The following is a 14,085-nucleotide window of genomic DNA, read 5'->3' on the forward strand; positions in this document are numbered from 1 at the left end:
GACTCAGCGGACATGTGGCGGGGGACGTCTCCGATGCAAGCCGACACCAGATCATGTGTCCAGAATAAAGGACGGTGCGTCCGGGCAGGCCGGCCGCGGCCGCTCGCTGTTATCCGGCCATTGCGGAACACTTTCGATCCGCCCGTCCCGGGACCGGGTGCGCGGGTACGCCATTCCAGACCGTCCGGCGGCGGTCCCGGAGGGCGGGCGCGGCGAGCGGGCGGCCGGGCGCCGTGGGGGCGGGTGGGCAAGGAGAGGGTGTGCGAGGGAGGGGCGAGGGGAGCGGGCAGGGGGGAGATAGGGAAGGAGTAGGGGATCGGTAGGGACCCGGCAGGGTGAGCGGGAGGCGTTTCGGCGGCGCGCCGGCACGACCGGCCGCCCTGACCCGAATTAATTTCACCTTTTGCCGCTTCCCCTCCCGGATGACGAGCCTCGACTGATCATCTGGACGAACGTGAAAGACGTTTCGGTAAATGGCGGGTGAACCGAACTCGACTCGGTATGCGTCCCCGCGCCCCGCTTCCGGAGCGGGGGCAAACGGCGGCACTCCGCCCGCCCTGGAGTGCCGACCGCCCGCTCGACCTCGGAAGATGTCCGCCATGACGCGCTCGACGGTGAAGTTCTGTGCCCCCGGTCGGATTTGAACCGACACTTCTACTCTTTTAAGGAGTATGCCTCTGCCGTTGGGCTACGGAGGCGGAGCGCCTGTCCCTGTCTCCCGCGGGATCTCCCGTGACCCTCGCCGGGAAGGGACGCGCAGCCTGAAGCCGTGCGGTCACCGGGCCCCGGGCGCCGCGCGGGTCCTGCCGTTTCGCGCGCCGCTCCGCGCGCCGGCCCTGGTCACCCGCGGTCCCGGACCGGCCTGCGTTCCGGCCGGATCCGGCCGCCCGCAGCCCGTATCCGGCTCCCTCCCGGTCAAGCCCCCGACACGTTCCCCGTGGTATCCCGCCATACCGAAGTCCCCGTCATTACGTTTTGTGTTCGCAATGTGACTATTGCTGGTGGTGGCTGATCATCCGCGACACCCAGGTTGCCCTGAAACGTGCATGGGTGCCGTATATTTTCCGCATAGGGCCGATGTCTTCCTCGACGGTGGGACCGGAACCCGAAGAGCGGCACGATGTGATCGCTCCTGACAGGGCCGGTTAGGGGATCAGATGGAATTCCGCATCCTTGGACCGCTGGAAATCGTTGCGGACGGCCGTCCGGTCAGCGCGGGCGGGCCGCAGCAGCAGGCGGTGCTCGCGGCGCTGCTGCTGGCGGCGAACCAGGTCGTTCCGATCGACCGGCTGGTGGACGCCGTCTGGTGGACCTCGCCCCCGTCCGCGCGGGCGAACGTCCGGGGATACATCGCCGCGCTGCGCCGGATGCTGCGGTCGGCGGGCGAGCCCGCGGACCGCCTCGTCACCCGCTCGCCCGGCTACCTGCTCCGCGTCGAGCCCGGCGAGCTGGACCTGTTCCGGTTCGAGGAGTCGTTCGCCAGGGGAGAGAAGGCGCTGCTCGCGGGACGGGCGGAGCAGGCCGCGCAGGACTTCGCCGAGGCACTGCGCCACGGCCGGGGACGGCCGCTCGAAGCGATGCCGCTGGGCGCCCCCCTGCAGGCCGACGTGGAACGGCTGGAAGAGCGCAGGCTCCTCCTCATGGAGCAGTACACGGACGCGTGCCTCCTGCTCGGCCGCTCCGACGCGCTCGTCCCCGACCTGCGGCGGCTCGTGGCGCGCCATCCGCTCCGGGAGCGGCTGTGGGAGCGGCTGATGCTCGTCCTTTACCGGATGGGCAGGTCCGCCGACGCGCTCGACGCGTACGCGCAGGTCCGCCGCCATCTCGCCGACGATCTCGGCATCGACCCCGGGCCGCGGCTGCGCTCGCTGGAACGGCGGATCCTCAGCGGCGACCCCGCGCTGGACACCGCACCGCATGGCGGCGGCGAGGAGGCGGGACGGCCCGCGGACGCGACGTCCGGCCACACGCACAGCAGGACGGGCACGCTGCGCCAGTTCCCCATGGACATCGTCGAGTTCACCGGCCGGGAGGCGGAGTTGCGCGCCCTCAACCGGCTCGCCGACGGCGCCGGCGGCCACGGCGACACGGCGCTGACGGTGATCGCCATCGAGGGCATGCCCGGCGCCGGCAAGACGCGCCTCGCCGTCCGCGCCGCGCATCAGATCAGCTCCCGCGGCCGGTTCGGCGCGGTGCAGCTGTGGGCCGACCTGCGCGCGATGGACCCCGAGGTCCCCGCCGCGGACCCGGCCGAGGTGCTGGAGACGTTCCTGCGGCAGCTCGGCGTGCCCGCCGCGCGGATCCCGCCGGACCTGGAGTCGCGGGCCGCGCTGTACCGGGACCGGCTGCACGGCCGCCGGGCGCTGGTGATCCTCGACAACGCCACCGACGAGGCGCAGGTGGAGCCGCTGCTGCCGGGCGACCCGACCGGCCTGGTGCTGATCACCAGCCGGCGGAGCCTGGCCGGGCTGGACGGCGTCTTCCGGCTCCGGCTCTCCGTCTTCGCGCCGCCCGAGTCCCGCGACCTGCTGGGCCGCATCGCCGGCCGGGAGCGGGTCATGGCGGACCAGGCCGCCGCCGCGCGGATCGCCGAGCGGTGCGGGCAGCTCCCGATGGCCGTCACGATGGCGGCCCGCCGGCTGCAGACCCGTCCCGCCTGGACGCCGGCCGAGTTCGCCGCGCGCCTGGAGGACGAGGAGCGCCTCCCGGACGAGCTGGAGTTCCGCAACCGCTCCATCAGCGCGTCCTTCGACCTGTCCTACCGGGCGCTGACCGGCGACCGGCAGCGCATGTACCGGCTGCTCGGCCTGCATCCCGGCGCGGACTCCACGCCGGCGTCCGCCGCCGCGCTGACCGGCCTGCCCCTCGCGCGGGCGGAGTCGGCGCTCGAAGACCTGCTGGACGAGAACCTCCTCCAGCAGGCGTCCCCCGGCCGCTACCGGATGCACCATCTGCTGCGCGTCCACGCCAGGCGGAAGGCGCACGAGCACGAGACGGCCGACGAGCGCGACGCCGCGGCCGGGCGCGTGCTCGCCTGGTATCTCCGCGCCGCCCACTCCGCCGACCTGGTGGTGAACACGCATGACCACCGCATCCCGCTAGAGATTCCCGACGCGGGCGCCGCGGGTACGGTGCCCGCGTTCGGCGCACGCGCGGAGGCGCTGGCCTGGCTGGACGCCGAGGCGGAGAACTTCCCCGCCGTGATCAAGGCGGCGCACGAGCACGGCCGCCACTCGGTCGCCTGGCGGCTCGCGGCCGTCCTGCTGACGTTCTTCCGCCTCGGCCGGAGCCGGGACGACTGGATCACCGCGTACGAGATCGGGCTCGGCGCGGCCCGCCGGGCCGACGACTGGCGCGGCGTCGCGTTCATGCTGAGCGGCCTCGGCATGGCCTGCAACGACGCGGACCGCTTCGGCGACGCCATCGGCCACCACCGGGAGGCCCTGGCCGTGCAGCGCCGGCTCGGCGATCTCGTCGGCCAGGCGTGGAGCCTGAACCGGCTCGCCGTCGCCTACCTCGGCGCGCGGCGGCCGTCCCGCGCGATCGAGTGCTTCGAGGAGTCGGTGCGCATCTTCCGGCGCGTCGCCGACCCGGAAGGGAACGCCGTCGCGGCGCCCGTCCTGGGGGCCGGGGACGCCGACGGCGGGCATATCCGCATGCGCGAGACCGTCACGTGCCCGGCCGCCGTCATGATCCCGGCGGCGGTCCGCACGGCGCACGGCGGGAACTGAACGCCGCGTCCGGAATGCCGGACGCCGCGGCCCGCAATCCGCACCCCGGCCATTCCCCGGGAATGGCCGGGCCGCCGCTCACGGCTCGCGCGCGGCGGCGGGCTCGCGGGAAAAGCGAAAACCGCTTCGCCGGACGATCAGTCGTCGATCCAGCCGTGCTTGTGCGCGATCTCCACGATGCTCCCGCGGATCTTGACGATCTGGCCGCCGGTGAGATCGGGCGCCTCCGCGAGCAGCACGTCGACGATCTCCCGGCTGAGCTCCTTGCGGGACAGGACGTCGCACAGCATGTCGTCGTTGGAGTCGCCGGCCGGAGCGCGGTCGACCACGGACGCGGAGCCGTTGGACGGCGAGCTCACCGCGCGCACCGCGAACGCCTTGAGGCCGCGCTCGCCCTCGGTCACCTCGAACTCGACCGCCGTGCCGGGCGAGAACGCCGCCTTGTCGTCGAGAAGCTCGTTCGCGTGGACGAACACGTCCTCGCCGCCGCCGTCGGGAACAATGAATCCGTAACCGCGGACTTCGTCGAACCTGAGAATCCTGCCTGAACGCACCGCCAGCCTCCACACGCCAACCAACAAGCAATACGCTGTTTCAACGATTTGCAGCGCACACGATAGCACAAGAATTACCACCGGAATCGCTAATGCGAAGGCGAATGACGGCAAAGTCGGGGTCGTCACTCCGCCCGCCGCGGGCCCCGCCGCCCCGGCGCCCGCACTATGCAACGCGTGCCAGAAAGACGCGCGCCCGTGACCGCGGGGTTGACGGAGGGCCGCGCAGGGTTCACCTTACTGAAAGGAAAGTTTCCTTTTGAGTCGGCCCCCGGCCGGCTCGCCTCCGCCTCCAGGTGCGCCGCCGTACGGCGCACCTCCCGCCAAGGAGAAGCAGGATGCCAAGGAAGACCAGCATCGCCGTGGCCGCGGCCGTGACCGCCGGGCTGCCGCTCGCGCTCGCCGTGCCGGCGTGGTCCCACGGCTACACCACCTCGCCCCCGAGCCGCAGCTACCTGTGCGGACAGGGCAAGGTCCAGAACTGCGGCCAGGTCCAGTGGGACCCGGACGGCGTCGAAGGCCCGAAGGGCTTCCCGTCCAGCGGACCGCGCGACGGCACCATCTGCGCCGGCGCGGACGGGCGCTGGGGAGAGCTCGACGACCAGCGCGGCGGCACCGGCTGGCCCGCGACCAAGGTGACGAGCGGCCAGAGCTTCAACGTCTCCTGGCACTTCACCGCCGCGCACTCCACCACGTCGTTCCGCTACTTCCTCACCAAGGACGGCTGGGACAACACCAAGCCGCTCACCCGGAACAGCCTGGACCTCACGCCGGTCATCAACAAGAGCTACGGCGGCCGGCAACCGTCCGACCGGGACGTCCACAGCGGGACGCTCCCGCAGCGTCAGGGCAGGCACATCCTGCTCTCCGTCTGGGACATCGCGGACACGGGCAACGCCTTCTACCAGTGCATCGACGTCGACTTCGGCTGACGTCCCCTCCCGACCTTCGGCGGGTCAGGCCGCGGGTCAGCCAGCCGGTTCTGCGCCGGCCCACCGTCCGAGCGGGGCTACGCGAGGGCTCCGACGGTGGGCCGGCGCCGCCGTTTCCAGGGGCGTGAACCGGTCCGTGGCCTGACCTCGCCGCCCCGGATCGTCCGGGAACGGGTGACAACGGGGCTGATAGGCTGCGAGGCTTTGCTCGTACCCCGGACGCCCCTGCGTGGTGGCCGGGGTGCCTACAGGCCGGAGCGCTTCGCGGAGCAGGCGCGGCGCGGCGAAGGGGACTCAAGGAGGCGACGGCTGTGACCGTCTCGATGGTGAAGGGCCAGCGGATCTCGCTGGAGAAGCCCGGCGGTGCGCTGAGCATGGTCAGGATGGGGCTGGGCTGGGACGCGGTGAAGAAGAAGGGCTTCTTCGGCTCGCGGGAGCGGGACATCGACCTCGACGCGTCCTGCGTGCTCTTCGCCGACGCCGCGCTGGCGGACGTGGTCTTCTTCGGCAAGCTGACCAGCGACGACGGGTCCGTCCGGCACACCGGCGACAACCTGACCGGGGCGGGCGACGGCGACGACGAGTCCGTCATCGTCGACCTGGGCCGGCTGCCGGTGCACGTCACGTCGCTGGTGTTCACCGTCAGCTCGTTCAACGGGCAGACGTTCAACGAGGTGGAGAACGCGTTCTGCCGGCTCGTCAACGAGATGGACGGCGGCGAGATGGCCCGGTACACGCTGACCGGCGGCGGCGCCCACACGGCGATGGTGATGTCCCGGATCTACCGGCACGGCGACGGCTGGAAGATGAACGCGATCGGCGAGCCGTGCCACGGCCGCACGTTCGAGGACATGCTGCCGGTGATCGCCAATCACGCCTGACCGCCCGATGACCGACCTCTCCCGCGGCGCCAACGCGCCGCTGCCCTCCCGGCGGGTGACCGCCTCGGTGTCCTGCGCCGTGCCCGTGGACGTCAGCGCCCTGCTGGTGGGCTCGGACCTGCGCGTGCGCACCGACTCCGACCTCGTGTTCTTCAACGCCCCCGAGGCGCCGGGCGTGCGCTGGGCGGACGGCGGCGGCCGCCAGCGCCTCGACCTCGACCTCGACGCCGTCCCCGCCGACGCGCACGCGGTGCTGATCGCGGTCAGCATCACCGGGACGTCGTCGTTCGGCGCGATGCCGCCGCCGCAGGTGCGGCTCACCGGGGACGACGGCGCGCCGCTGGCCGTGTTCGCCGTCGACGGGCTGGGCCCGGAGAAGGCGATCATCGGGCTTGAGGTGTACCGGCGGGACGACAGGTGGAAGGTCCGCGCCGTCGGGCAGGGCTACGCCGGCGGGCTGGCCGAGCTGGTCGAGGCGCACGGCGTCGAGGTGGACGACCCCGGCGACGCGGCCGACGCGAGCGCACCGCAGGAGGCCATGGCCTCCGCGCCGCCGGGCCCGGCCGTCGGATCCCCGCCCCCGCCGCAGGCCCCGCCCCCGCCGCAGGGGATGCCTGCGCCGCAGGGCATGCCGACGCCGCAGGGGATGCCTGCGCCGCCGTCCGGGAACGAGGTCGGCTACCTCGAACGGTGCTGGCTGGTCTGGGAGGACGCCAGCCGCTCGCTCGCCTCGTTCCGCGCGTCCACCGAGCACGCGCTCAACCTCCGCAACGAGGAGATCGCCGGACGGGCGCCGCGCGGGCGGTTCGAGCAGCTCATGGCGGCGGCCGACCAGCGGCTGCGCGCCGACGCGGCCCAGCTGCGCGACGAGCTGGCCCGGGTGGAGCCGCAGGTCACCGCCGAGGTCGCGCCGTTCGCCGCGCCGTCCTGGCTGACCTGGCAGCCGGGCGCCGACCTGGCCGAGGGGATGCTGGCGGGACGGCTGTCCACCGCCGAGCTGCCCGACCTCCTGGTGCCGCTGATCCTGCGCCTCCCGTGGCGGCGCGGCGTGTGGATCTCGCAGGGCACGATGCCCGGCGACTCGGCCGCCTACGCCTGGTCGCTGGTGACCCGGTTCCTGGCCGCCGTCCCGCCCGGGCTCGTCGGGCTTGAGGTGATCGACGCGGCGGGCCTGTCGGGCGCCGGCTGGCTGCACGGGTTCGACCCGATGATCAGCGCCCGGCTGCTCGGCGGCGGCGTCGCGACCGGGCCAGGCGCGGCCGAGCGGCTCCGCCGCCTGCTCGACCTGGTGGACCTGCGGCAGGTCGGCGGCGGGCAGGACGGCGAGCTGCCGTCCGGGCTGGCGGAGGGGCCGCCGGTGCGGCTCGCGGTGATCCTCGACGCGGGCGCCGCGCTCGACGGCGAGGACGCGCACCACCTGCTGCGCCTTGTGGAGGACGGGCCGCTGGTCGGCGTCCCGGTCCTGATGGTGGAGACCGACACCCCGGCTGCGGAGACGGTCCGCGCGATCCGGGTCCGGCAGTCCTGCAACAACCTGCCGTCCAGCGAGGGCGCCATCGCCGACTCGTGGGTCGGCACGGACTGGACGCTCACCCCCGAGGTCCTCCCGGACGCCGCCGACGGTACACGCGCCCCCGCGCTGCTGACCCATGTGCTCGGCGTCCACGCGCGCACCCTCGCGTCCTACGACTAGACCCCCGGTTCGGCCGAGCACCGGACGCCCCCGCGTCTCGCGCGGGGGCGTCCGGCGGTACCGGCGTCAGCCCGTGAACGGCGCGAGCTTGTGCCAGAAATTGCAGTGGTGCGGCCACGAGATCTCGCGGGTCATGCGGCTCGTCCCGGCGGGCAGCAGCGACATCTGGGCCTCCTTCTCGGCGGTGAACGGCGTCCAGGGCGGCGTGCCGTCCACGTTCGGGTCACCGGTGCGGGCGAAACCCGTCCACTGGGACGTGAGCTGGTCCTGCATGGCCAGCTGGTTGGGGTCCAGCGGGGGCTGGTTCGGGAACGTGCCGTGGTACAGGTAGCTGAACTCCCCGACATGGAACGCGCCGGCCGGCCTCGTCAAGTCGACGAAGGGCAGCGGCGGCGGGTTGGTGTCGTCGAACCGGTACGCGTACACCGGGACGTGCTTCGCGAGCCGCCGGTCGTTGAGCAGCGCCGGGCAGACGGACGTCGAGTCCGCGAGGACGGTCCGCGCCGCGATGAACGCCGACGGCTCCGGATACTGCGACAGCGGGTAGCGCTTGAGCACCTTGGGCGCGAACTCCCCGTACTGGCTGCGGACCTGTGCCTCGAACTCCGCGGGCGTCTCGGCGGGACGGATCTGCGACTCGTCCCTGGCCACGCCGTGGATGACCGGGACCTTGCTGAACTCCCCGGCGGCGAACGCCTGCCCCGGCGACATGGTCAGGGTCTTGCCGTCCACGATGGGCGCGAGCGTGCCGCTGTTCGGGCCCAGCCCGTTGCCGGCCTGATCGAGCAGGGTCTGCACCGGCACCTGGCGCAGGCAGGCGGCGACGTCCGCGGCGCTTCCGCAGCCGACCGCCGCGGCGAAGCGCGCCCCGGCGGCCTGCGCCTCGGCCTGCGTCGGCAGCTTGGTCGCGCAGTCCTGGGCCTGCCAGGTGGCGTGGACGCCGCGCAGCGAGTTGTACTCGCCGCTTTCGATGATGCCCTTGTGGAAAAGCCCGCGACCGGTGGGCGACGCCATGTTGGCGCACACGCTCGACCCTCCGGCGGACGGGCCGAAGATGGTGACGTTGCCCGCGTCGCCGCCGAATTTCGCGATGTTGCGCTTGACCCAGCCGAGCGCGGCCTGCTGGTCCTCGATCCCGTAGTTCCCGGCGTTCGAGCCCAGGGCCTGATGGGACAGGAACCCGATGATGCCGAGCCGGTACCGCACCTCGACCTGGATGACCTTTCCGGCCGTGGCGATCCGCGTCCCGTTGGACGGCGTCCCGAGCCGGAACCCGCCGCCGTGCAACTGCACCATGACGGGCAGCGGGCCGCTGCCGGCGTCCTCCGGCACGCGGACGTCCAGCTTCAGGCAGTTCTCGTCGGTCGAGCCGGGACGGAAGTCGCCCGGCTGCGGGCACATGCTGCCCGGCTCGGTCGCCTGGACCGGCGCCGTCCAGCCGGGATGCGGCGCGGGCGGCTCCCAGCGGAGGTCGCCGACGGGTGGGGCGGCGTAGGGGATGCCGAGCCAATTCCTGATCCCGTCGCCGTCGAGGCCGCAGACGGGTCCGGTGTCGGTCTGCACAAGGGTGCCGTCCGAGCACGGCGGCGGCGCGGCGGCCGGGGCCGCCGTCGCCGTGTTCGCCGCCGTCAGTCCGGCGCCGGCGATGATGAGGGACGCCGTCACCTTGAGCGCCGTCTTAAGGGCAGTGCGTGGTCTCATGGGGGTCCTCCGGTCGAGACCGTGGGGAAACCTGGCTGCCCCAGATCATCGCACCGCCGTTCGATACGATGTCATATCTGACTTGATTGTCATATATCGAGTTTCGACGCCGGGCTCCGGCCCTGGTCACGCGCGTGCGCGCGGCGTCAGGGTCATGTGGATGTCCTCGGCGGCCCACAGGACGAAGCGCTCGATCGGCGTCACCGTCTGCCCGGGCGCCAGCTGGAATTGGAAACGCCTCAGCAGAATGGCCAGCACGAGTTCCGCCTCGACCATGGCGAGCGCGGCGCCCTCGCAGCTGCGCGGGCCGAGCCCGAACGGGATGTAGGCGAGCCTGGGACGTCCGGCGGACGCCTCCGGGGTGAACCGGCCGGGGTCGAACACCTCGGGCTCGGGCCAGTGGTCGGGGTTCATGTGCACGGCCCAGAACGGGTAGAAGATCGTCGTGCCGGCGGGGACGGCGTGCTCGCCGAGCATGAGGTCCTCGGTGGTCTCCCGCGCGCCGTACGGGCCCGGCGGGTACAGCCGCATCGCCTCCTTGAGCACCCGCTCCAGGTAGGCCAGTTCCTTGAGGTCGCCGTAGCCGGGCGCGGCGCGGTCGCCGAGGACGCGGTCGAGTTCGGCGGCGGCGCGTCCTGCGGCGTCCGGGTGCCGGGCCAGCAGGTACAGCGTCCAGGAGATGGCGACGCCGGTGGTGTGGTGGGCGGCCAGCATGGTCATCAGCACCGAGTCGCGGATCCGCGCCGGCGACTCGCCCGCCTCGACCAGCGCCGCGATCATGTCGCTCCGCTCGGTCTCCCGGGACGGGTCGTGCGCGGCGAGGACGCGGTCGACGGTCGCACGCAGGTAGGTCAGGGCCTCGTCGGCGCGGACGCGTCGCTCCTCCGCGTCGCCCGGCAGGTCCGCGTGGTAGAGCCGCGCCAGGTGCTCGGTGAGGACGTCCTCGAACGCGGACACGACCCGTCCGGCGGACTCGTCCGACTCAAGGCCGCTGCCGAGCGCGTACTCGCAGATCATGCGGAGCGACAGCTCGCTCAGGTCCTTCTGCAGCGGGACGGCGTCGCCGGCGGCGGCACGGGCGGCCCAGCGGTCTGCCAGCTCGGACGTCAGCGCGGCGAACCGCGCGAAGTGCGCCTCGTGCGAGGGGCGTCCGGCCAGCACCGACAGCATCACCCGGCGCCACGGGCCGTGCTCGGCGGCGGGGATCGTCTGCAGGTTCCCCGACTCCTGGAGCGGCGCCAGGAACTCGAACAGCTTCTCCGGCCGCTTGTCGATCTTCGCCGTGGCCTCCAGCAGCACCGGGTCGGCGACCGACACCGCGACGTCAGCGCCGGGCAGCGGGAACCGGACGACCGGGCCGTACTCGGCGTGCAGTTTCAGCTGGTAGACGTGCAGCCCGCCCGCCGCCACGATCGCGTCGGCGCCGTCGTCCGTCACGGGCGGCCCGGGTATCCGCGCTGGGGTGCTGCCGTCGCCGCGCATCACGCTCTCCCGCGTCGGGCCCTCGACTCGCCATGCTTACACGCGCTGTCATGCTTACACGATCTGGCCCGATTCGCGAGGGCCGGCGTGGGGATCGGCGAGGGGATCGGCGTCGGGCGGGGCGGCGGCCGCCGTGCCGCCGCCGGGGGAGTGGACGGGGAACCACAGCACGAACGTGCTGCCCACGTCCGGTGCGGAGAACAGCCGGACCTGGCCGTTGTGCGCCTCCACGATGCTCCGGACGATCGCGAGCCCGAGCCCCGTGCGGCGGTCCGGGGAACGGGAGCGGCGCGTCTCCGAGCCGCGCCAGAACCGGTCGAACACGCGGTCCTGCTCGTCGGAGTGGATGCCGGGGCCCGCGTCCTTGACGGCGATCCACTGCCAGCCGCCGGCCTGGTCGGCGGCGACGGTGATGGCGGTGCCGACCGGCGCCAGCCGGACGGCGTTGGACAGCAGGTTGCCGACGGCGCGGCGCAGCGCGTCATGGTCGCCGATCACGGACAGGCCGTCCCGCAGCCGCCGCTCGATCACCAGCCCGCGCGCCGCGGCGAGCGTGTCGAACTCCTCCGCCGCCTCGCGCGCCGCGAGGCCGAGGTCAACGTCGGCGTCGCCGAGGGCGGGCGCGGACCGGCGCGCGGTGGCCAGCAGGTCCTCCACCAGCCGCGTCATCCGGGTGGTGGCGCGGTCGACGACCTGGACGGCGCGGCGCCGGTCCTCGGTCCCGGCGTCCGGCTCGCTGAGCACGGTGTCGACGTTGGCGCGGATGATCGCCAGCGGGCTGCGCAGCTCGTGCGACGCGTCGTCGATCAGCCGCCGCTGCGCGCGGAACGCCGCGTCCAGCCGGTCCAGCATGGAGTCGATGGTGTCGGCGAGGTGGCGCAGCTCGTCGCGTGGGCCCGACAGCCTGATCCGCCGGGACAGGTCGGTCGCCTGGATCTCCTCGGCGGCGCGGGCGATCGCGCCGACCGGCTTGAGCGCCCGGCCCGACAGCACCCAGCCGATGCCGAGGCTCGCGACGAGCAGCCCGCCGAGCGTGATCAGGGAGTAGCGGCGCAAGGTCTGCTGGGTCTCGTAGTTGACCGCCTCCTCCACCTGCTGCACCTTGACGACCTCGACCTGCCCGAGCCGCTGCTGGGTGCCGTCCGGCATCTGGACGATCTTCTCCGCGTTGAACGTCTTGGTGATCGGCCGCGCGTCGGTGCTGCGGTCCACGGCCAGGTAGACGCCGCCCAGCATCACCGCCGTCAGCGCGAACAGCAGCGCCGAGTACAGGACCGTGAGCCGGAACCGGATCGAGTGCACCACGCCCGGCCTCACTTCCCGGCGGGGACGGCGGCCGTCCCCGCCGTCCCCGACTCCCGCGTCTCCCGCAGGCGGTAGCCGTGCCGCACGACGGTCTCGATGACCTGCTCCTCGTCCGGCGCGGCGAGCTTGCGGCGCAGGGTGCCGACCGTGACCCGGACGGTGTTGGTGAACGGGTCGGCGTTCTCGTCCCACACGTGTTCCAGCAGCTCCTCGGCCGACACGACCTGCCCGGGGCGGCTCATCAGGTAGCGCAGCACGGCGAACTCCTTCGGCGTGAGGCGGAGCAGCCGCCCGGCGCGGAACGCCTCCCGGCGCCCGGTGTCGAGCCGCAGGTCGCCGACCGTCCACACCGCCGACCCGCCGCCGCTCTCCCGGCGCAGCAGCGCCCGGACGCGCGCCAGCAGCTCCGGGAACGCGAACGGCTTGACCAGGTAGTCGTCGGCGCCCTCGTCCAGGCCGCGGACCCGGTCGGCCAGCCGGTCCCGCGCGGTCAGCATGAGGATGCGCAGGTCAGGGCCGCTCTCCCCGTCCAGCCGACCGCTGCGGACCGCGCGGCACAGGTCGAACCCGTCGCCGTCGGGGAGGGCGAGGTCCAGCACCATCAGGTCGTACGCGGACGCGTACAGCTTCTGCGTGGCCTCCTCCAGGTCGTAGGCGACGTCGACGGCGTAGTCGGCGCGGACGAGCCCGTACCGCAGCGCCTCGACCAGGTCCTCCTCGTCCTCGACCACCAGCACCCGCATCCGGGACGCCACCTTTCTCACCAGGTCACTGCACTCGACGGTACGCGGACGGGGCGCGGCTCAGCGGGCCAGGCGGCGGGCGCCGTCCCGCGCCCGGTCGGCGGGAATCGCGAAGCCGATGCCGATCGAGCCGCCGCCGTCCCGCATCAGCGTCGCGATCGCCGTGTTCACGCCGACGACCTCGCCGCGCGCGTTGACCAGCGGCCCGCCCGAGTTGCCGGGGTTGATGGACGCGTCGGTCTGCAGCGCGTTGGCGACGCCGCCCTGCCCCATGCGGACCCTGCGGTTCAGCGCGCTGACGATGCCGCCGGTGACCGTCCCCTGGAGGCCGAGCGGGGAGCCGAGCGCGAGGACCTGGTCGCCGACCCGGACGTCGGAGAAGCGCCCGAACGCCAGCGGCGCCGGGCTGTCTCCGGCGGGGATCGCCAGCACCGCCAGGTCGAGCGCCCGGTCGGAGCCCACCACCCGCGCCTGGACGCGGCGCCGGTCGGCCAGCACGACGGTGACCGCGCCGCCGTCGTCGACGACGTGCGCGTTGGTCAGCACGTGCCCCTGCCGGTCGATCACGAACCCGGACCCGGTGCCGCGCGCGTTCCCCGACCGCACCTCGATCGACACCACGCTCGCCTGCACCCGCGCCGCCACCTCGCTGAGGTCCCCCGCCCCGCCGGTCACCGGCCCCGCGCCGGACTGCGACAGCGCCGTCGACGCCGGGCCGCCGGCGGTCACCCGTCCCGCGACGCCCCCGGCCAGGCCGCCCGCCAGCAGCGCGGCGAGCACGGCCACCACGACCGCCCGGCCAGAGCCGCGACCACGGCCACGGTCAGGGCCACGGTGTCGGCCGGGTTCATCGAAGCCCGGCGCCGCCCGCGGGTCGTGGCCCGGCGCCGCCCACGGGGCAGACGGCGCCGGACGCCTGAACGGATCGTCCTGCGGCCACGTACGGGGAGGAGGCGACAGGAAATCGGGGCCGCGCGGCTCGCCCAACCCGAACCGGGAATCGTCGTACGGGTCGTAGTGAGCGTTGCCGTACCGGGGATCGGCTTGCCGTGGGTAACTCATG

General features: G+C 73.3%; 10 protein-coding genes and 1 tRNA gene. 4 read left to right on the plus strand and 7 right to left on the minus strand.

Annotated features, from left to right (window positions below):
• Positions 1-625: 625 nt before the first annotated feature.
• Positions 626-698: transfer RNA gene (locus ACH35V_RS08605), tRNA-Leu, on the minus strand.
• A gap of 459 nt (positions 699-1,157) precedes the next feature.
• Here ACH35V_RS08605 and ACH35V_RS08610 point away from each other — a divergent pair.
• A complete protein-coding gene (locus ACH35V_RS08610; RefSeq protein ID WP_395971078.1) occupies positions 1,158-3,731 on the plus strand; it encodes a BTAD domain-containing putative transcriptional regulator in 2,574 nt (857 codons plus the stop codon).
• A 137-nt stretch (positions 3,732-3,868) separates the two neighbouring features.
• Here ACH35V_RS08610 and ACH35V_RS08615 read toward each other — a convergent pair whose 3' ends face one another.
• Positions 3,869-4,285: a cold-shock protein gene (locus ACH35V_RS08615; RefSeq protein ID WP_131966473.1), complete on the minus strand. Its 417-nt coding sequence runs from the start codon at positions 4,283-4,285 to the stop codon at positions 3,869-3,871.
• A gap of 338 nt (positions 4,286-4,623) precedes the next feature.
• On the opposite strand from ACH35V_RS08615, the gene ACH35V_RS08620 reads away from it, so the two are divergent.
• The 3 genes from ACH35V_RS08620 to ACH35V_RS08630 all read left to right on the plus strand — a co-directional run bounded on the left by ACH35V_RS08620 (position 4,624) and on the right by ACH35V_RS08630 (position 7,791).
• Positions 4,624-5,217 carry a lytic polysaccharide monooxygenase gene (locus ACH35V_RS08620; RefSeq protein WP_395971079.1) on the plus strand — a complete coding sequence of 198 codons (594 nt, stop codon included), beginning with the start codon at positions 4,624-4,626 and terminating at the stop codon, positions 5,215-5,217.
• Positions 5,218-5,528: 311 nt separating this feature from the next.
• Positions 5,529-6,098: a TerD family protein gene (locus ACH35V_RS08625; RefSeq protein ID WP_395971080.1), complete on the plus strand. Its 570-nt coding sequence runs from the start codon at positions 5,529-5,531 to the stop codon at positions 6,096-6,098.
• A gap of 7 nt (positions 6,099-6,105) precedes the next feature.
• Positions 6,106-7,791 (plus strand): TerD family protein, encoded by a 1,686-nt coding sequence (locus ACH35V_RS08630; protein WP_395971081.1) that lies wholly within the window; start codon positions 6,106-6,108, stop codon positions 7,789-7,791.
• A gap of 66 nt (positions 7,792-7,857) precedes the next feature.
• Here the strand turns inward: ACH35V_RS08630 and ACH35V_RS08635 are convergent, their stop codons facing one another.
• The 5 genes from ACH35V_RS08635 to ACH35V_RS08655 all read right to left on the minus strand — a co-directional run bounded on the left by ACH35V_RS08635 (position 7,858) and on the right by ACH35V_RS08655 (position 14,084).
• Positions 7,858-9,492 (minus strand): carboxylesterase/lipase family protein, encoded by a 1,635-nt coding sequence (locus tag ACH35V_RS08635; protein WP_395971082.1) that lies wholly within the window; start codon positions 9,490-9,492, stop codon positions 7,858-7,860.
• Positions 9,493-9,618: 126 nt separating this feature from the next.
• Positions 9,619-10,974, minus strand: coding sequence for a cytochrome P450 (locus tag ACH35V_RS08640; RefSeq protein WP_395971083.1), 1,356 nt, complete (start codon positions 10,972-10,974; stop codon positions 9,619-9,621).
• A gap of 54 nt (positions 10,975-11,028) precedes the next feature.
• A complete protein-coding gene (locus ACH35V_RS08645; protein ID WP_395971084.1) occupies positions 11,029-12,279 on the minus strand; it encodes a sensor histidine kinase in 1,251 nt (416 codons plus the stop codon).
• Positions 12,280-12,287: 8 nt separating this feature from the next.
• Positions 12,288-13,022: a response regulator transcription factor gene (locus tag ACH35V_RS08650; RefSeq protein WP_395971151.1), complete on the minus strand. Its 735-nt coding sequence runs from the start codon at positions 13,020-13,022 to the stop codon at positions 12,288-12,290.
• A 60-nt stretch (positions 13,023-13,082) separates the two neighbouring features.
• Positions 13,083-14,084, minus strand: coding sequence for a S1C family serine protease (locus tag ACH35V_RS08655; protein WP_395971085.1), 1,002 nt, complete (start codon positions 14,082-14,084; stop codon positions 13,083-13,085).
• Between the last annotated feature and the right edge of the window lies 1 nt (position 14,085).

This window comes from Actinomadura sp. 1N219 (genome assembly GCF_044326405.1).
Lineage (GTDB): Bacteria > Actinomycetota > Actinomycetes > Streptosporangiales > Streptosporangiaceae > Spirillospora.